Source organism: Pantoea sp. RG18 (assembly GCF_025910075.1).
Classification (GTDB): Bacteria; Pseudomonadota; Gammaproteobacteria; order Enterobacterales; family Enterobacteriaceae; genus Pantoea; species Pantoea agglomerans.
Window position 1 is genome coordinate 15130 of record NZ_JAPCIL010000017.1, and the last position, 17893, is coordinate 33022.

Consider the following 17893-nt stretch of genomic DNA (forward strand, 5'->3'; position numbering starts at 1 on the left):
GATGACAAACGGGTTATGCGCTTTGCGTCGCTGCCGCCGTTTCTTCTTTCAGCAACGCCCTGACTGTCTGATGACGATGCCAGTAATAGCCGAGGGTGTTTTTAAAGGCTTCAATCTCCTTTTTCAGGCCCGGCAGAGGGATCTCACTGCGTTTTTTCCCCTGCGAGTTTGGCTGCACATGTTGCACGTAGAGCTTATCCCGGCCGAAACTACGAATGACGTTGATGTTTTTAACGTTATCCCACTCCAGCACTTCGCCGGTTTTCGGCGACACGATGCCCTGCCAGGTGATGACGATCTGCGAGCCATCTTTCAGGGTATAAGGAACATTGGGGAAATGCTTCAGCACCAGCGCGGTTTCCATTTCACCGTCAGGCTGATAGCGCCAGGCCAGGCTCTCTTCATGCACAGAAGAAAAGTCGCGCTCATATTTCTGCCACAACTGCTGTTCAATCTCGTTGGCAACCGGCATCAGATCGACCCAGCTCTGGGCCGGGAAATCGGCGGCGATCGCTGCATAGTCAGCTTCGTTAATCTCATACCCTACGTTACGCATCCTTTCCGCCAGAGGCGGGTGTGAATCAAACGGGTGCGGCACATTCTGCTCACGGATGACGCTGATAAAGTCCGGAGAGGCGACATGTTCTGGCAGACCGGCAGCAATAGCTTTACTGATCCCCAGTTCATTTTCGTGCAGCGTCTGATTATTAAAGAAGTTTCGTTCAACTTCATTCCGGTAGCTGGCATACGCAGATACTTTGATCAGTGATTCGATAATCGCGGCAGGGGAGACCAGCGTTGATGCATTGCGATCCGCGACAAACTCACGTTCACGGCTGTTACGCTGCCACGCCAGTTCAAAAAGCATGCGATAAAGATAGAGCGGATAGAAGACGATCAGCGTGGCCACATTCTGACCCATCAGCTGCATATAGAGATCAAACCGATGCAGTTTCGGTCCCAGTAATGCGCCGGAGGCGGTGTCGCCTTCATGCAGGTGGGTCAGCTCATGGACCATCACGCCATCAGCCTGCGCAACGGTGAGCTGACGCAGGAGCGGAATACTGACATAGAGCTTACGGCCGGTGAGCGGATTCCCATTCACGTTCAGCGGAGCTTCGGTCACGTAGAAGTTGGTGTCGATACCCGCAACAATATGATCGGGTGGCGTGGTGCCCACTCTGGCGGCGAGCATATCAATCTGTGACCAGAGTGCCGGTGCCGCTTCGCGGGTCACGACTTCGCCTTCAATACTCTCTTCCGGTGGGAGTTTTTTGAAGATGCCTTTAATCATGTAATACATACCGGCCAGCACCAGCAGTCCTACTGCCATCACCAGTTTGGGATAGTAGGTTTGCGTGAAGAAGGCGGTGCCCCAGAATGAGAGCCATACCAGCATGCCGCCCTGCACCATGACTTCCAGCGAACAGGCCAGCATCAGGAACTTGCGGGCCAGCGCCAGGCTGATAACCTGTCCCTGGCGGCTTTTAAAGGCCAGCGCACTGAACAACAGCACCATCAGCAGGACAGCGCCGCTGCCGATCAGTGTCCAGAATGCCACTTTATCCATCATGTAGAACTGCCACAGTTCGGATTGCGGTTCGCAGACGGCGTTTTTGTAATCCTGCAGATTTTCATCTACCGGGCCGCAGACACTGGAAGGCGGGTTCTGCTGCAGAAACGCCTGTAGTTTATCCGTATCCTGATGTTGTTCCCGCGCATCGTCCATGAAGAACTGCGTATATTGCTGATCAAGTTGTTTGTTGCCATATTCAGCAAAAAACAGGGTAATGACAGGGACGAGAAACAGTGTGAACAGCAGCCAGAAAAATACCTTTAGATAACCCTTTTTCAATTCCGTTAATGTATTCAAAATAATAACATCCTGCATGTCTATGAAAGGGAGAAGCTGCTGCTATCAGGAAATTCCGAAAAGAATATCCTGGCCCCGGTTAAACGGTGCGGAAACATTTATGCGAGCTTCACGATATTATAATTATTGCAGAGCGATTATAAGCCAGCCTGAACCCGTTTTGAAAAGGTATAGACGGATATTTTCGGCGATTTTTTCCTTTTCCGTCAGGTTATTTTTCTGGCGGCTTCCGGTGGTTCTGCCACGACAGCACTAATTTGAGTTAGTACTCATCACTTATTCTGTCCGATCTCCTGACCGAGGGCTAATCCCCGCCATCTGTCTGCATCCGATACACCATAATCCTATATTTTACCATCAGAGCGGTGCGAAAAAATTACCAGCGCATCCCTTTGAAGGGATTCCAGCCGTTATCGGCTTTTTTCTCTTTCAGGTAATAACTGTAATTGGTGCTCATGCCGTACAGGGCATTAAAACCATAGCCCAGGCCGATCTGAAGATACCGTGGAAATTCCATGCCCGCTATCGCTAAGGCGATGATCAAAATAGTATAAACAACTACCATAATTAAAATCAGCATGATGTTCTTCTTCCACAGGCCGAGTACGAACAGATAAATCGGGCCGAAAAGGAAGGCAATTAAATTCATGTTCACTTTTAATTTTTGCCTGAAAGGCAGTTGTTTCAATGCCTGTCTGAAGCCTGGTGTACTGGGAGCACCATGAAGGTCGAAAAAATCAAATCGGGTCTGCCATTTCGCACTGTACTCTTTAGTTGCATTTACTTTATTATGATTTTCAATAGGTTGATTCATGATTACCTCAATATCCTGCGCAGAAAACTACAGAGACCGACACTGTTTCAGACGGATGACAGCCGCATGAATGGTGCTTATCGACCGCCAGAACAGCGCATACGAATTTTAAAAACAGGGAAGCCGCGTTAATTCGCACGAAAATAATATCGGTACGGTACAAATAGCCATGCTACACCCTGGGTGCGCTATTAGCTGCACGGGTGCCGAATTCAGGTTAAACAACAATATTTGAAAATAAATCCATCAGAATCAGTAATGTGAAAATTGCACAGGCCGGACATCTCCTGGGCTGGATGTAATTTATATTAGCATCAAAGAAAATATCGCCACAATGATAAAAATATGTTAATTTTCAAAAAAAATATTCCTCGTTCCTCACACCTTAGAAGGATATAAAGATGATCGCATGGAGCGGAGTGGGTTTTTTCGTCGCAGTATTAATTTCTGCCGCCTACCTCCTGTGTAAATGGCTGTTAGATATTTATTACTACGACGGTTTCTTTGTCTCCCATCTATGGGCGACAGGCGCTACGCTGATCGTTTCTGCCCTTTTTTGTGCGGCCTTTGTCTGGGTGCTCCGGCAGGAAAAATGGCTGGACTCCCTTGCACAAGCAACGAAAAGCCAGCCAATGATGGCCCCTGAAAAAACCCACAACTTCTTTTTTATTCCCGTTCTCTACTGGCCGATTATTCTGTTTCTGCTCGGCTCAGGGATCTGTATTTACGACCTGACCCGATAACACTTCACATCATTGATACAGGCCATACTGATGCTGTATCAGCGAAATGGAAATATCATCAATACGAAGGAGTTCATGGTGAAATTAAAAAAATCATTAAACATTATGGGTGCGATCTGCCTGGCAACTGCCATCGGGGCTACTTCTCTGATGGCATCAGCCGCTGAGACAGCACCAGCTGCAAACACGCAGACTCAGACGATCTCTTTGCTGGATGGCAAACAGACGTTCAAACTGCAGGGCTATGAAAAGCAGCCTGTGCCGGGCGGCGGACCAGGCACCATGTATGTGAACAAGCAGGAAAAACGCGTATTGATCATTGGCGAAGAAGAGATCCCATTGATTGCGCGCGGTGGCAGTGACGCTGATTTTCTTGAAGGCGGGAAGTCTATCAAAGACAAGCAGAAGCAGGCTTCACCTTCTTATACGGTGATCAGTGAGAAAACTGAAAATACCAACGGTTTGCCGGTCTATCATATTGAAGCCACCGACAAAATGGGTGGCAACGATGTGCAACAGGCGACGCTGCTGGCGGTCGCCAACAAGAAATTCACCGTTATTCAGGTGATTTCAAACCACAAAGACAAGGCTGGCCACCTGAAAGCAGTAAACAATATCCTCGGTAAGTAAGGCCTCGGTCGCTAAGCCCGGTTAGCTGATCGACCCGGATAAGGGGTTGCCGGTGGGGTTCATGAGTTTACTCAGAACACACCTGCAATGCCTTGTCTGAACAATGCTCAGGCGTCATCACGGCTTGCCCGCAAACCCCTTTCCTGACCTCTTTCTTCAGGCGTTATGCCAGACCTGAAAACAGAAAAGGCCGTCTCCGGCCTCTCGTTAACGCTCTGCAAACATCTGCTTCAGGCTGCGCGAACCTGCGGCATCGCTATATCCGCGCTGATACGAGCACCTTCAGCATCAAATATCATGCAATGGTGCGGATGGAAGGTGGGGCGCAGCGTCTGATAAGGACGGAAATGCACATCGCCGGGCAGCAGCATCTTGAAGCCGTCGTGGCCGTGGCTCTGACCAAACAGATAGGTGTTGTTGCCAAGTCGCTCAACCACTTCGCAGTGGAAATTGATATTCAGTGGCGCATCGCCGTTGATCTGCAACTGCTCCGGCCGGATACCCAGCGTGATCTCATCACCAGGCTGCAACTGGCGGATGGGCGAGGGGAGCTGCAGCCGATGCTCGCCGTCATTGATCAGGGCGACAAGGCCAGCAGGGCCGCACTGCTCCACGCGCGCAGGCAGGAAGTTCATCTTAGGTGAGCCGATAAAACCGGCGACAAAGCGGTTAATCGGGTTGTAATAGAGCGCCATCGGTGAACCCACCTGTTCAACCTTGCCGTAGTTCATGACCACAATCTTATCGGCCAGCGTCATTGCTTCCGTCTGATCGTGCGTCACATAGACCATGGTGGTTTTTAGCTCCTGGTGCAGCTTCGCAATGTGCAGCCGCATATCGACACGCAGCTCCGCATCCAGGTTCGATAAGGGCTCATCAAACATAAACACCCGGGGATTACGCACGATTGCGCGACCAATGGCGACACGCTGACGCTGACCGCCGGAAAGCTGCTTTGGTTTACGATCCAGCAGATGCGCAAGCTGTAGCGTCTTCGCCACCATCTCTACCTGATGCTGAATCTGCGCTTTCGGCAGGCCGTTCACCTTCAGTCCGTAACCGATATTTTCCGCCACCGTCATATGCGGGTAAAGCGCATAAGACTGAAACACCATTGCCACTCCACGGTGTGAGGGTGCGACATCATTCATGACCTCATCACCAATCAAAATCTCACCGTCACTGATCTCTTCCAGCCCGGCGATCAGCCGCAGCAGTGTGGATTTACCGCAGCCTGACGGACCGACGAAGACCGCAAACTCACCGGCCTCAATATCAAGCGCGATATTTTTCAGCGTTTCTGTTTTACCAAAGCGTTTGGTGACGTTTCTCAATCTGATGCTGGACATGCTGATCCTCATGGCAAGGGATTTGGCGGCTGAAATGTATGACGTATAACAGTTTGTCTTTTTACACGTCAGCCCTGATGGTGCCTGCGCTGACTATATCGCTCCGCCAGAGTGCGCCCTACCGCTGATTTTGATTTCTGTAATAGCGATCACACATTGATGCGAACGGGCTGGAGCGCGGTACGCATTCCGCGTAGCTTATGGCTCAAATGCGATACGTTATCCACACTTCATATGCTCAATAATTCCTTGTTCAGCATGTGCCTGAAAAAAGAACATCAGCAAATGACAGCTTAAAATGTCATACCTTCACATGAGGCCAGTAATGAAAATCAAAATCAGCGTTACGCTACTTCTTTCCGCATTGGTGCTTAATCAATCCGTCTGGGCCGCTCAGCAACTTACCGTCTGGGAAGACATTAAAAAATCAGACGGCATCAAAACGGCGATCGCCGATTTTCAGAAACAGTTCGGCGTTGAAGTAAAAGTTCAGGAGATGCCGTTTGCACAGCAGATTGAGAAGCTGCGTCTTGATGGCCCGGCGGGTATTGGCCCGGATGTCCTGGTGATCCCTAATGACCAGCTCGGTAGCGCGGTCGTACAGGGATTACTGGCACCGCTAAAAATTGATGCGGCAGAGCAGAGTGCTTACACCCCCTCAGCAATGGCGGCTTTCACACAGAACAGTGTGGTCTACGGCGTACCCAAAGCGGTGGAAACGCTGGTGCTGATCTACAACAAAGATCTGCTGCCGTCGCCACTGAAAACGCTGGAGGAATACCGTGCCTTCTCTCAGAAGCAGCGTGAGGCGAAGCAGTATGGCCTGCTCGCTAAGTTTGACCAGATTTATTACAGCTGGGGTGTGATGGCTCCGATGGGCTCTTACATCTTTGGCAAAGACGCCAAAGGCGCCATTAACACTCAGGATATTGGTCTGAACACCCCAGGCAGCGTGGAAGCGGTGACTTATCTCAAGCGCTTCTTCAGTGAAGGATTGCTGCCAGGCGGCATCATGGGCGACAACGGTCTCAACGCCATCGACTCGCTGTTTACCGAGAAGAAAGCGGCGGCGGTGATCAATGGGCCGTGGGCATTCCAGCCTTATCAGGCTGCCGGAATCAACTATGGCGTGGCACCGCTGCCGCTGCTGCCTAACGGCAAGCCGATGAGCTCCTTCCTGGGCGTCAAAGGCTATGTGGTCTCTACCTGGAGCAAAGATCAGATGCTGGCGCAGAAGTTCCTTACCTTCATCAACCAGCCGCAGTACGTGAAAGAGCGTTATCAGAAAACCCAGGAGATCCCACCGGTCACCGCGCTGATGAACGATCCGATTATCAAAGATGATGAGAAGGCCAACGCGGTCGCGGTGCAGGCGGCGCGTGCGTCAGCGATGCCAGGCGTGCCGGAAATGCAGGAAGTATGGGGGCCAGCCAATGCTGCCCTTGAGCTGAGCGTATCCGGCAAGCAGGAGCCAAAAGCGGCACTGGATAATGCAGTGAAGCAGATCACCATGCAGATTGAAGCGATGCAGGCCAGCAACCAGTAATGCAGGTTCACGGGATAACCGTACAGGATAAGGATCAGGGTGTGGCTATATCTTCCGATGAAAATCTGGTGACGGCTAAGCGTCCGCGTCGTCATGCGACCACCGGTGCGCTGTTGGCACTGCTGCCTGGCTTCGGCCAGTTTTACCACCGCCAGTGGGCTAAAGGGCTCTGTTTTCTGATTTTGCTCAGCAGTTTTACCGGCGTTTTCCACGATTTCCTGCGTGAGGGATTCTGGGGGCTCTATACGCTGGGCGAATCGGTGCCGCGTGATAACTCCATTTTTCTGCTGGCAGAGGGCATTATCAGCGTACTGATTGCCGCCTTCGGCGTGGCGGTCTGGGGAGTGTCAATGCGCGACGCCTGGGTCAATGGCGTCAGGCGCGACAAGGGTCAGCAGCTGAACAGCGTGCGCCAGCAGTATCAGTTACTGCTGCGCGATGGCTTCCCCTATCTGATGATTTCGCCAGGCTTTATTCTGCTGGTGTTTGTAGTGGTGTTTCCGATTCTGTTCGGTTTCGCCATCGCCTTCACCAACTACAACCTCTATCACACGCCACCGGCGAAGCTGGTGGACTGGGTGGGGTTCAAAAACTTCATCAACATTTTTACCCTGTCGATCTGGCGCTCCACCTTCTTTGACGTGCTGCAATGGACGGTGGTCTGGACACTGCTCGCTACCACGCTGCAGTGCACCGTAGGCGTCATGCTGGCGATTCTGGTCAATCAGAAAGACCTGCGCTTTAAGCCGCTGATCCGCACCATCTTTATCCTGCCGTGGGCGGTGCCGGGCTTCGTCACCATTCTGGTCTTCGCCGGAATGTTCAACGACAGCTTTGGGGTGATCAACAACGCTATTCTCGACTTCTTTGGCATTGCACCTAAAGCGTGGATGACCGATCCATTCTGGACCAAAACCGCGCTGATTATGATGCAGACCTGGCTCGGTTTCCCGTTTGTGTTTGCGATGACTACCGGCGTCCTGCAGGCGATCCCTGACGATCTCTATGAGGCGGCGATCATGGACGGTGCCAGCGCCTGGACGCGGCTGAAAACCATCACGCTGCCGCTGGTGCTCTACGCCATTGCGCCGATCATCATCACGCAATACACCTTCAACTTTAATAATTTCAACATCATCTATCTGTTTAACAACGGCGGTCCGGCGGTGGCGGGGTCGAATGCCGGAGGAACCGATATCCTGGTGTCGTGGATCTACAAGCTCACCATGTCGTCGTCGCAATATGCTATCGCCGCCACTATCACCATTTTGCTGTCGATTTTCGTGGTAGGTCTGGCGCTGTGGCAGTTCCGCGCGACCCGGTCGTTTAAACAAGATGAGATGGCGTAAGGGAGCAGTTATGGCGAAGTCCGGCAGTATTAAACGCGAAAGGTGGATACGCCTGTCGCTGACCTGGCTGGTGGTGCTGGCCGTCTCGGCCATCATTATCTATCCGCTGGTCTGGACAGTAGGAGCATCCCTGAATGCAGGTAACAGCCTGCTCAGCAGTTCGATCATTCCGGAGAATGCGTCGCTGCAGCATTACCGCGACCTGTTCAATGGCACGGTGCCTTACCTGACGTGGTACTGGAATTCGATGAAAATCAGTTTCCTGACCATGGTGCTGACGTTGATCAGCGTCAGCTGTACCGCCTACGCTTTTTCCCGTTTTCGGTTCAAGGGGCGGCAGAACGGACTAATGCTGTTTCTGTTGTTACAGATGATCCCGCAGTTTTCGGCGCTGATCGCGATTTTCGTGCTGTCGCAGCTGCTGGGGTTGATCAACAGCCATCTGGCGCTGGTGCTGATCTACGTTGGCGGGATGATCCCGATGAACACCTGGCTGATGAAGGGTTATCTCGACTCGATTCCCAAAGATCTGGATGAGTCGGCTCGTATGGACGGTGCAGGCAACTTCCGCATCTTTGTTGAGATCATTATGCCGCTGTCGAAGCCGATTCTGGCGGTAGTGGCGCTGTTCTCCTTCACCGGCCCGCTGGGTGATTTCATCCTCTCCAGCACCATTCTGCGAACGCCAGAGCAGTTCACGCTGCCGATTGGCCTCTATAACCTGGTGTCGCAAAAAATGGGCGCCAGTTACACCACCTATGCCGCCGGTGCTGTGCTGATCGCCGTGCCGGTGGCGGTGTTCTATCTGGCCCTGCAGAAATACTTCGTTTCTGGCCTGGCCTCAGGCAGTACTAAAGGATAAATCATGACGCCAAAAACATTGATTCTCGCCCTGGCACTGGCCTGGGCGACACCGCTGCTCGCCGCCGATCAGCCTGTCATCGGCTCTGCCGGGCCGTGGCCAGCCGATTTTATCAAAGGTGCGGATATCTCATCGCTGGCTGAACTGGAGAAGCAGGGTGCGAAATTCTACAACGCAGATAACCAGCAGCAGGATGCTATCGCCATCCTGAAAGCCAGCGGCATCAACACCATCCGGCTGCGGCTGTGGGTGGATCCCCGCGACGACGGCGGTCAGACCTACGGTGGTGGCGGCAACGATCTGGCGACCACGCTGGCGCTGGCGAAGCGCGTTAAAGCGGCGGGCCTGAAGCTGCTGCTGGATATCCACTACAGCGATTTCTGGACTGACCCAGGCAAGCAGTTCAAGCCCAAAGCCTGGCAGTCACTGCCTTTTCCGCAGCTGGAAACCCAGGTTCATGACTACACCCGCGACACCATCGCCCGTTTCAAAGCGGAAGGTGTGATGCCGGATATCGTGCAGATTGGCAATGAACTCAACGGTGGCATGCTCTGGCCGGAAGGCAAAAGCTGGGGCCAGAACGGCGGTGAGTTCGATCGGCTGGCCGGTCTGCTGAAAGCCGGGATCAGCGGGGTGCGTGAGAATCTCAGCGACCCGCATCAGGTGAAGATCATGCTGCACCTGGCTGAGGGCACAAAGAACGACACGTTTCGCTGGTGGTTTGACGAGATCGTTAAGCGTGATGTGCCATTCGATGTGATTGGCCTGTCGATGTACACCTACTGGAACGGCCCCATCAGCGCTCTGAAAGCCAACATGGATGATATCTCCCGGCGCTATGACAAAGACGTGATGGTGGTGGAAGCGGCCTACGGCTACACGCTGGAAAACTGCGATAGCGCGGAGAACAGTTTCCAGGCCAAAGAGGAGCAGGCGGGCGGCTATCCCGGCAGTGTAGCGGGCCAGGCGGCTTATCTGCATGACCTGATTAAAGCGGTGCTGGCGGTGCCGGACCATCGCGGCAAGGGTGTCGTCTACTGGGAACCGGCGTGGATCCCTGCGCCCGGCAATACCTGGGCGACACCCGCCGGCATGAAATATATCCACGACGAATGGAAACAGGGTAACGCCCGCGAAAACCAGGCGCTGTTTGACTGTCACGGCAAGGCGCTGCCTTCGCTGCAGGTTTTTCATTAACCATTAGCGCAAACGCTGATGTCTACCTCTGAGGAACAGGTATGAATAAATTTCCCCCGCTCAGCGCACGGGTTAACCGGCTGCTGCATGGTGCTGACTACAATCCCGAACAGTGGGCGCACCAGCCGGGCATTATTGATGACGACGTCATGATGATGAAGCAGGCGAACTGTAACGTTATGTCGGTGGGTATTTTCAGCTGGGCGAAGCTGGAGCCGGAAGAGGGGCGCTATGAATTTAGCTGGCTGGATGAGGTGATTGATACGCTCTGGCTGCAGGGGATTTCTGTGTTTCTTGCTACACCAAGCGGGGCCAGGCCAGCCTGGATGTCGCAGGCGTATCCGGAGGTACTGCGTGTGGGGCGCGATCGCGTGCCGGCCCTGCATGGTGGTCGTCATAACCACTGCATGACCTCGCCGGTGTATCGCCAGAAAGTGCAGGCGATGAACAGTCGGCTGGCGGCGCGCTATGCGCATCATCCGGCGGTGCTCGGCTGGCATATTTCCAATGAATATGGCGGAGAATGTCATTGCGATCGCTGTCAGCAGGCGTTTCGCGGCTGGTTGCAGCGCCGTTATGAGACGCTGGAGAACCTGAATCTCGCCTGGTGGAGTGATTTCTGGAGTCATACCTACAGCGACTGGTCACAGATTGTGTCGCCAGCGCCACAGGGTGAGATGTCGATTCATGGTCTGAATCTGGACTGGCGGCGGTTTATGACCGATCAGGTTACTGACTTCTGTCGTGAGGAGATTAAACCGCTGAAGCAGGCCAATCCCGATCTGCCTGCGACCACCAATTTTATGGAATATTTCTACGACTACGATTACTGGAAGCTGGCACCGGCGCTCGATTTTATCTCCTGGGATAGCTACCCGATGTGGCATAACGAGAAGGATGAGACCACGCTCGCCTGTTATACCGCGATGTACCACGATTTGATGCGCACCCTGAAGCAGGGCAAGCCTTTCGTGTTGATGGAGTCGACGCCGAGCGCCACCAACTGGCAGCCGACCAGCAAACTGAAGAAGCCGGGTATGCATATTCTGTCGTCACTGCAGGCGGTGGCCCATGGTGCGGACGCGGTGCAATATTTTCAGTGGCGCAAGAGCCGGGGTTCGGTCGAGAAGTTTCATGGCGCAGTAGTCGATCATGTGGGTCATCTTGATACGCGCACCGGTCGTGAAGTGAGTGAGCTGGGCCGGATGCTGGCCGCGATGACGCCGGTGATGGGCAGCCGGGTTGAGGCGCGGGTGGCGATTATTTTCGACTGGGAGAGTCGCTGGGCGATGGATAATGCGCAGGGGCCGCGCAATCTCGGACTGCATTATGAGCGCACAGTGAACGAGCACTATCGTGCTTTCTGGGAGCAGGGCGTGGCGGTGGATGTGATTAACGGCGACTGCGATCTCAGTGGTTACGATCTGGTGATTGCGCCGATGCTGTATATGGTGCGGGATGGTTTTGCGGCGCGGGTGGAGCAGCATCTTGAGCGGGGCGGGCATTTCGTTGCCAGCTACTGGAGCGGCATCGTGAATGAGAGCGATCTGTGTTATCCCGGTGGCTTCCCGGGGCCGTTGCGGCCGTTGCTTGGCATCTGGTCAGAAGAGATCGATAGTCTGACTGATGAGGAATTCAATGGCGTACGCGGGGTGCGCGGCAATGAGCTGGGTCTGAGCGGGCCTTATCAGGCGCGAGAGCTTTGCGAGCATATTCATCTGGAAGGGGCAACGGCGCTGGCCAGCTATGAGAGCGATTTTTATGCCGGTACCCCGGCGGTGACGGTGAATCGCGTGGGTCAGGGCAAAGCCTGGTATATCGCATCGCGTAATGATCTGTCTTTCCAGCGGGATTTTTATGGTGCGTTGATTAAGCAGCTGGCGTTGCCACGCGCGCTGGCGATTGATCTGCCACCGGGTGTGGTCGTTCAGCGGCGCACTGATGGCGAACAGGCGTTTCTTTTTGTGCAGAATTTTACCGGTCAGGTGCAGCAGCTGTCGTTGCCTGCTGGGCTCAGCGATTTGATCGATGGCTCGGTTGTGGGGGAATCGCTGGTGCTGGCGCCGTGGGGATGTCGCGTTCTGAGTGTGCCGCTAACTGAAGGCACAAGCCTTTAAAGTTAGTTGAATGCCGCTCGATGGCATGGAGCAGGTCAGGTGGACGATGCTGGTAGTCTGAGCACTGGCCCCCATCGCTTTAAGTTTGGGAGTGGCCTGTTGGTTGGTTGGTTGGGTGAGTGCCTGGAACTGATGGCATGGAGCTCATTTTGTTAGGTTTGCTGACAGTCTGAGCTGAGGCTCAGGGGGCCAGTACCTTCCGCAAAGACGCAAAAGACGGCATCCCTGCCAGCTCAACACGGGCAATTACGCACCTCATCCCTGAGGTGCGCCCGTTCCCGGGCCAACGCGTTGCGTTGTTCAAAAACGCTCCCGGCGTTTTTGTCCGTGGCCCGTGATGCTTTGCTCCAGGCACTGGCCCCCATCGCTTTAAGCTTGGGAGTGGCCTGTCGAATGGGTCAGTGCCTGGAACTGATTGCATGGAGCAGGTCAGGTGGAAGTTGCTGGCAGTCTGAGCACTGGCTCAGGGGCATATGCCCTCATCGCTTTGAACATGGGAGTTGTGTGTGGGAAGTTCTGCGTGGCTTTAATTGCGGACTTTGTGGCGGAGGAATAGGGTTTGAGGGCAGGAAGAGTGTATTTTCTGTGAGTGCCCTGAAGCCATTCCCCCTCGTTTTCGTTTATCAGTCGTGAGTGGCGGGCAGCAGCCCGCCTTTTTATTATCTGGAGGAGAACAACATGGTGAGTCTGAAATCGTTTAAGCAATATTTCAGTCGGCAGCCGCTGACGGCGGAAGAGGTTGAGATTGACAGTGCGCTGCTGGAGCGTCTTGTAGAGTGCTTTGGCGGGCGTGAAAATATTCAGCAGGTGGACGCCTGTTTAACCCGGCTGCGGGTGAAAGTGACATCGCTGAGGGCGGTAGATACGGCAGGATTACAGAAGGCGGGGGCGATTGGCGTGGTGATTCTGGGGCAGGAAGTTCATGCCATCTTTGGTACGCAATCCGACCAGCTGCGTCAGTTGCTGGAAGCCCGATTCTTTAAGCCGCTTCAGCCGGAGTAAAAAAAATGGATAACCGTCGCCGGTTATCCAAATAAGCCCCTGCATAAGAGCTTAACAATGATCACAATGAGGAGACTGCTTGGTTACCACCAGGCTTCGACCTGTACGCCGAAGTTCCAGGTGTTGTTACTGGTGTTGTCCTGGAAACTGTGTCCGTCTTCTGAGTCATTCAGGTAAGAGGCAAACAGACGCAGTTCCGGGCGTGACATAAATTCGGGACCGGCTGCGAGACCCAGCGCCAGCGTATATTTCTGACCCGCCTGTTTGTAGTCACTGCCCACTTTGTTCTCATCTTTCTGCCAGAAACTACCCACTTCGCCGATGCCGCGGACATACTGCGTGAACTGATACTGACCACGACCCACCAGCGACAGCAGGGTGCTTTTGCTGGTCTGCGCGGTGACGTCATCCGCTGAACCCCAGGTAAAGACCTGATTCAGGGAGAACTTGTCGGTGATCGGCAGCAGGCCGGTATTGATTACGCGGTATCCGGTGGCATCGCGGGTATCGTTCCACATGTCATACCAGCCACCGCCCTGTGAAATCATATTTTGTGCCAGGCCTTTGTTAGCGTACTGGAACACCAGTTTCTGATAGCCGCCCCACATATCCTGACTGATTTCACTGGTGAGCATAACGCCGTTTTCCGCATCATACAGGCCACCATACTCTTCCTGCTTTTTGGTGGTGTTCGGCATGGCGTAATCAATACCAAACTCGGTCCAGGCGCCGCTCCACGGTTTCCAGCCAGCATACCGAAGATCGAGGTAGTTAATGTTGACGTCGTTATCGCCATCCACCCGGTAATCGACGTCATTGGCATCGCCACGGATCCAGGCAAAGGAGATCGCGCCCGGGCCCAGAGTGTAATTTTCGATACCCGCACCGGAGCCGGAGATATTCCAGTATTTGGTATCAATGATGTGCAAATCGTGACGCTGGTAGTAACGTTTACCGCCCCAGATCACCGCATTCTTGTCACCCGGCACCAGCCCTTTGATCTGCAGATTAAGCTGACGCAAACCAAACTGCGCATCGTCACCGAAGGTGGTTTCGTTATCGTTAGAACCGTCGGAGAACATGCTGACCATGGTGTCGACGTAAAAACTGACGTCATCCTTTTTGTAGACTTCGCTGCCCAGCTCAACCTCGCCGTAGGTGTCGGCTTCATTGCCGAGACGGCCAATCTTGTTCTTTTGATACTCTTCAATACCGCCATCCTGCGATACGCCAACGCCACCACGCAGATAGCCATGGAAATCAATGTTGTCGATAGCAGCATAGAGCGTCGGGGAGGTCAGGGCCGCAGCAAGCGCCACAGCAGCAGTACGTAACCTTGTTTCCATGTTATCCTCAATTTTATTTGTAATACGTTCACATGACAGCGGCAGTTAACGCTTTTTGTCAGATGAGTGACAAACAAAATCGCGATAATGTGTGATGCAGTGCAAATAAAGTGGCGGTATTTGTAACGATTAGTGAATCAGATCACCAAATCTCGTGATGTGAAGGTATGACTTTTACTTTTTATTTACGCAATGTGACTGCGGTAACCTGGCTTATTCGGCTGCTGTGATACCATTCCGCCATCGGTAATCAGGGATGCGAATTATGAAATCAAAAAATGCCACCTTAGAGGATGTCGCCCGCCATGCTGGCGTCTCTTATCAGACGGTTTCGCGGGTTTTGAATAAGTCGGCAAACGTCTCAGAATCAACGCGGCGCAAGGTGGAGCACTCTATTGAAACCCTGCGCTACGTGCCAAACAGACTGGCGCAACAGCTGGTGGGTAAGCAGAGCACAACGCTGGGTCTGGTGACCACATCGCTGGCGTTGCATGCTCCTTCGCAGGTGGCCGCTGCGGTTAAACGATATGCCAATGCCGCTGACTATCAGGTGCTGATCGCCATGATTGATGAGAACGTCAATCAAAGTCTGCAGAACTGTATCAATGAGCTGAAGTCGCAGCGCGTGGATAAGGTGATTATCAACGTTCCGCTGGAGAGCAGTGATGCGGAGCAGATCGTGCAGGAGAACGACGATATCCTGTGCCTGTTTCTTGATGTTGATCCCTACAGCGCGGTGTTTAACGTTTCGTTTAACCCGGCTGACGGCACCCGTGCCAGTGTCAAATATCTCTATGAGCAGGGGCATCGGGAATTTGCTCTGCTGGCCGGGCCAGAGGAGTCCGTTTCTGCCAATCTGCGGTTAAAGAGCTGGCTGGATACGCTGGAGAGCTATCGTCTGAAGCCGGTCAGCGTCAGCCACGGTAACTGGGATGCGCAAAGTGGTTACAACGGCGTGCTGCAACTGCTGCGTGAAGCGCCGGAGTTCAGCGCGCTGCTGGTGGGAAATGATCAGATGGCACTGGGTGTGCTGAGCGCGCTGCATCAGCGCGGGGTAGCGGTGCCGGGGCAGATTTCGGTGATTGGCTACGATGACACCTATGAAAGTGCCTTCTTCCATCCGGCGCTGACCACGGTGTCGCTCGATCTTGATTTACAGGGCAAAGAGGCGGTCGCGCGTCTGTTGTTAGCCAGTGAGCAGGATGAGCAGCGTTCCTCTTCTATCCTTCCGGCAAAACTGGTGGTACGCAGCTCGACGGGTATCGCCGGTCAGCAGCAGCGGGATCTGAAGCAGATTGCTGAGCAGCTGCGGCTGCTCGCCAGTCGTCTTGAGTAGCAGAACACCGTAAGCAGATAAAAAAAGCATAAGAACGCGCCGCTGCTATGCTCAGATCAGGATAACGATTCTGCACGTCGGAAAATTATCCGATCACTAAATCGGTCAGTGAACGGGCATTCTGCTTCGCGGTAATGCAGCCGACACGTTCAGCCCGGTTTCTCTACTCTCAGGGAGTGACATTATGTTGTGGCTTGAACAGGGGCTTTACCTCAGGATTGAAGAGTTAGCGCATGGCCCCAGGCCACTGCCGCTTTCCAGCGGTTTTACCCCGCAGACGGCTTATCGCGCGCTGGGCTGTTTTAACCCCTCTGAAACATCAGATGCTTACTACATTCTTTCAAATGACCGCGATGAAATATGGTTCATCTGTAACCGTCATCTGAGAACCGTTTTCCTTGATGCCAGCAACACGGCGTTTCGGGTGAAAATGCAGGAGCCTGCAGAGAGTCTGCCGGTACTCGCTGCTGCACCCGATGGTCAAATCGTCTCCTTTGAGCGCTCTGTCTGATGTAGCCTGTTACGCATCAGATAATAAAAAAAAGCCGCCATCGCTGGCGGCCCTGATTACGTTTAAGTCGATGCGTTATCTGTAAATCTGCCAGTAACGTCTTTTAACTCGCCGTGGCGGTCTTCATTGCCGGACGCTGGGGCAGTATCACCAGGAGAGCGATGATGATTAGCGCCAGCGTCAGTGAGGCACCGTAGCGGCTTAGCGCGAGTCCGCCTGAGGCAAGGGGTTTGTCCAGAAAGTCGCCGACCACGGCACCCAGTGGTCGGGTCAGGATAAAGGCCGCCCAGAAGAGCCCCGTACGCGAAAGTGATGTGAAGCGACTGGCCGCCCAGATGATTGCCAGCGCGCCAACAAACAGCAGGATCCCGCCATCGTAGCCCAGCCCTTCAGTGTCTGCCGTCCAGTCACCTAAGGCCGTGCCCAGGGTTTGTGAAAACATAATAGTGACCCAGTAAAAACTCTCTGTGACGCCGTTGCTCACTGAACTGACCGCAACCGTACCACAGGTGATTTTCCACAGGAAAAGCGAGAGGATAAGCAGGGTGCTCAGCAGCACGGTGCCCCCTAAATATCCTATGCCCAGTGAGCGATCGGCAAAGTCTGCCATCGTCGTGCCAACGGTGGTTGTGGCCACCACGGTGAACCAGTAAATCCATTTGTTGAAACTGTGGCGATTTATCTGCACCACCACCGCGACCAGAAAGATGATGGCGAAAATCAATGTCCCGGTCAGGTAACCGAAATTCATCGACATGGTCACCGCATCGCCGCCGGTTTCACCCAGGGTAGTCGCAGCGATTTTGGTTAACCAGAAAGCCGCGGTAACGGCCGGAACTTTACTGAGAGCGTGAGAAGCTGTGTTGTTATTTTGCATAGGGTGATACTCCGGAACAGCCCAACATGGGCTAATACAGAGACGATGTTATAAGATTAATCTTAAGAAAAGGTTAAGCTAAAGAAAACTATGACAGGAATTTTGATCACAGCTTGTCACTCGCTAAACCGGCATTTACCCTATGATTTAATGTAATATTTGCCCTTTCGGAGTGCAGTGTTTGGGCTGTTTCCCCTGTTAACCTATAAGAATTAATTCTGAGTTACTCTGTTTTCTTCTTAATTTTCAGGCGATGCAACGAGTGATAGCCCGGCGGCTTAATCAGGTAAAAATTGCAGAAAAAGTAGCATCAGGGCGTGCGAGCCATGCCGGGGCAGTAT

General features: G+C 53.3%; 15 protein-coding genes. 10 read left to right on the forward strand and 5 right to left on the reverse strand.

Going from position 1 to position 17893, the window contains the following annotated elements; translation table 11 throughout:
- Positions 1-13 precede the first annotated feature (13 nt).
- Both OK409_RS18975 and OK409_RS18980 read right to left on the reverse strand, forming a co-directional pair.
- On the reverse strand, positions 14-1891 hold the full coding sequence (locus tag OK409_RS18975) for a M48 family metallopeptidase (protein WP_033786801.1): 1878 nt from the start codon (positions 1889-1891) through the stop codon (positions 14-16).
- A gap of 358 nt (positions 1892-2249) precedes the next feature.
- Positions 2250-2687, reverse strand: coding sequence for a DUF2628 domain-containing protein (locus tag OK409_RS18980; protein WP_033760988.1), 438 nt, complete (start codon positions 2685-2687; stop codon positions 2250-2252).
- Between the two features lie 401 nt (positions 2688-3088).
- Between OK409_RS18980 and OK409_RS18985 the strand changes: the two genes are divergently transcribed.
- Both OK409_RS18985 and OK409_RS18990 read left to right on the forward strand, forming a co-directional pair.
- Positions 3089-3430 carry a hypothetical protein gene (locus OK409_RS18985; RefSeq protein ID WP_010670649.1) on the forward strand — a complete coding sequence of 114 codons (342 nt, stop codon included), beginning with the start codon at positions 3089-3091 and terminating at the stop codon, positions 3428-3430.
- Between the two features lie 30 nt (positions 3431-3460).
- Positions 3461-4060 carry a hypothetical protein gene (locus OK409_RS18990; protein ID WP_192033946.1) on the forward strand — a complete coding sequence of 200 codons (600 nt, stop codon included), beginning with the start codon at positions 3461-3463 and terminating at the stop codon, positions 4058-4060.
- A gap of 230 nt (positions 4061-4290) precedes the next feature.
- Here OK409_RS18990 and OK409_RS18995 read toward each other — a convergent pair whose 3' ends face one another.
- Complete coding sequence (locus OK409_RS18995; RefSeq protein ID WP_413629634.1) at positions 4291-5421, reverse strand: ABC transporter ATP-binding protein; 1131 nt, start codon at positions 5419-5421, stop codon at positions 4291-4293.
- 313 nt (positions 5422-5734) lie between these two features.
- On the opposite strand from OK409_RS18995, the gene OK409_RS19000 reads away from it, so the two are divergent.
- From OK409_RS19000 to OK409_RS19025, 6 genes are all read left to right on the forward strand, one after another.
- The gene (locus OK409_RS19000) at positions 5735-6955 is read left to right on the forward strand and encodes an extracellular solute-binding protein (RefSeq protein ID WP_191920212.1); all 1221 of its coding nucleotides are present in this window, start codon (positions 5735-5737) and stop codon (positions 6953-6955) included.
- A gap of 41 nt (positions 6956-6996) precedes the next feature.
- On the forward strand, positions 6997-8304 hold the full coding sequence (locus tag OK409_RS19005; protein ID WP_031292502.1) for a carbohydrate ABC transporter permease: 1308 nt from the start codon (positions 6997-6999) through the stop codon (positions 8302-8304).
- A gap of 10 nt (positions 8305-8314) precedes the next feature.
- The gene (locus OK409_RS19010; RefSeq protein WP_010259151.1) at positions 8315-9166 is read left to right on the forward strand and encodes a sugar ABC transporter permease; all 852 of its coding nucleotides are present in this window, start codon (positions 8315-8317) and stop codon (positions 9164-9166) included.
- A 3-nt stretch (positions 9167-9169) separates the two neighbouring features.
- On the forward strand, positions 9170-10363 hold the full coding sequence (locus tag OK409_RS19015) for a glycosyl hydrolase 53 family protein (RefSeq protein WP_264367319.1): 1194 nt from the start codon (positions 9170-9172) through the stop codon (positions 10361-10363).
- Positions 10364-10404: 41 nt separating this feature from the next.
- Entirely contained in the window at positions 10405-12480 is a 2076-nt protein-coding gene (locus tag OK409_RS19020) for a beta-galactosidase (RefSeq protein ID WP_264367320.1), read from the forward strand.
- Positions 12481-13158: 678 nt separating this feature from the next.
- Positions 13159-13482, forward strand: coding sequence for a glucose PTS transporter subunit EIIB (locus tag OK409_RS19025; RefSeq protein ID WP_010259145.1), 324 nt, complete (start codon positions 13159-13161; stop codon positions 13480-13482).
- Positions 13483-13565: 83 nt separating this feature from the next.
- On the opposite strand, the gene OK409_RS19030 is transcribed toward OK409_RS19025, so the two are convergent.
- Positions 13566-14828: a maltoporin gene (locus OK409_RS19030; protein WP_022624645.1), complete on the reverse strand. Its 1263-nt coding sequence runs from the start codon at positions 14826-14828 to the stop codon at positions 13566-13568.
- Positions 14829-15093: 265 nt separating this feature from the next.
- On the opposite strand from OK409_RS19030, the gene OK409_RS19035 reads away from it, so the two are divergent.
- Positions 15094-16164, forward strand: a complete 1071-nt coding sequence (locus OK409_RS19035) for a LacI family DNA-binding transcriptional regulator (protein WP_010259142.1) — start codon at positions 15094-15096, stop codon at positions 16162-16164.
- A gap of 184 nt (positions 16165-16348) precedes the next feature.
- Entirely contained in the window at positions 16349-16675 is a 327-nt protein-coding gene (locus OK409_RS19040) for a hypothetical protein (RefSeq protein ID WP_010670656.1), read from the forward strand.
- A gap of 103 nt (positions 16676-16778) precedes the next feature.
- On the opposite strand, the gene OK409_RS19045 is transcribed toward OK409_RS19040, so the two are convergent.
- On the reverse strand, positions 16779-17552 hold the full coding sequence (locus tag OK409_RS19045) for a hypothetical protein (RefSeq protein ID WP_061703360.1): 774 nt from the start codon (positions 17550-17552) through the stop codon (positions 16779-16781).
- Positions 17553-17893 lie beyond the last annotated feature (341 nt).

What these genes read in the sequence shown, in the direction of transcription:
- OK409_RS18995 (WP_413629634.1), bottom strand. Translation starts at nt 5,421, where the DNA reads ATGAGGATCAGCATGTCCAGCATCAGATTGAGAAACGTCACCAAACGC.
- OK409_RS19035 (WP_010259142.1), top strand. Translation starts at nt 15,094, where the DNA reads ATGAAATCAAAAAATGCCACCTTAGAGGATGTCGCCCGCCATGCTGGC.
- OK409_RS19000 (WP_191920212.1), top strand. Translation starts at nt 5,735, where the DNA reads ATGAAAATCAAAATCAGCGTTACGCTACTTCTTTCCGCATTGGTGCTT.
- OK409_RS19025 (WP_010259145.1), top strand. Translation starts at nt 13,159, where the DNA reads ATGGTGAGTCTGAAATCGTTTAAGCAATATTTCAGTCGGCAGCCGCTG.
- OK409_RS19030 (WP_022624645.1), bottom strand. Translation starts at nt 14,828, where the DNA reads ATGGAAACAAGGTTACGTACTGCTGCTGTGGCGCTTGCTGCGGCCCTG.
- OK409_RS19045 (WP_061703360.1), bottom strand. Translation starts at nt 17,552, where the DNA reads ATGCAAAATAACAACACAGCTTCTCACGCTCTCAGTAAAGTTCCGGCC.
- OK409_RS18985 (WP_010670649.1), top strand. Translation starts at nt 3,089, where the DNA reads ATGATCGCATGGAGCGGAGTGGGTTTTTTCGTCGCAGTATTAATTTCT.
- OK409_RS18980 (WP_033760988.1), bottom strand. Translation starts at nt 2,687, where the DNA reads ATGAATCAACCTATTGAAAATCATAATAAAGTAAATGCAACTAAAGAG.
- OK409_RS19015 (WP_264367319.1), top strand. Translation starts at nt 9,170, where the DNA reads ATGACGCCAAAAACATTGATTCTCGCCCTGGCACTGGCCTGGGCGACA.
- OK409_RS18990 (WP_192033946.1), top strand. Translation starts at nt 3,461, where the DNA reads ATGCTGTATCAGCGAAATGGAAATATCATCAATACGAAGGAGTTCATG.
- OK409_RS18975 (WP_033786801.1), bottom strand. Translation starts at nt 1,891, where the DNA reads ATGCAGGATGTTATTATTTTGAATACATTAACGGAATTGAAAAAGGGT.
- OK409_RS19010 (WP_010259151.1), top strand. Translation starts at nt 8,315, where the DNA reads ATGGCGAAGTCCGGCAGTATTAAACGCGAAAGGTGGATACGCCTGTCG.
- OK409_RS19020 (WP_264367320.1), top strand. Translation starts at nt 10,405, where the DNA reads ATGAATAAATTTCCCCCGCTCAGCGCACGGGTTAACCGGCTGCTGCAT.
- OK409_RS19040 (WP_010670656.1), top strand. Translation starts at nt 16,349, where the DNA reads ATGTTGTGGCTTGAACAGGGGCTTTACCTCAGGATTGAAGAGTTAGCG.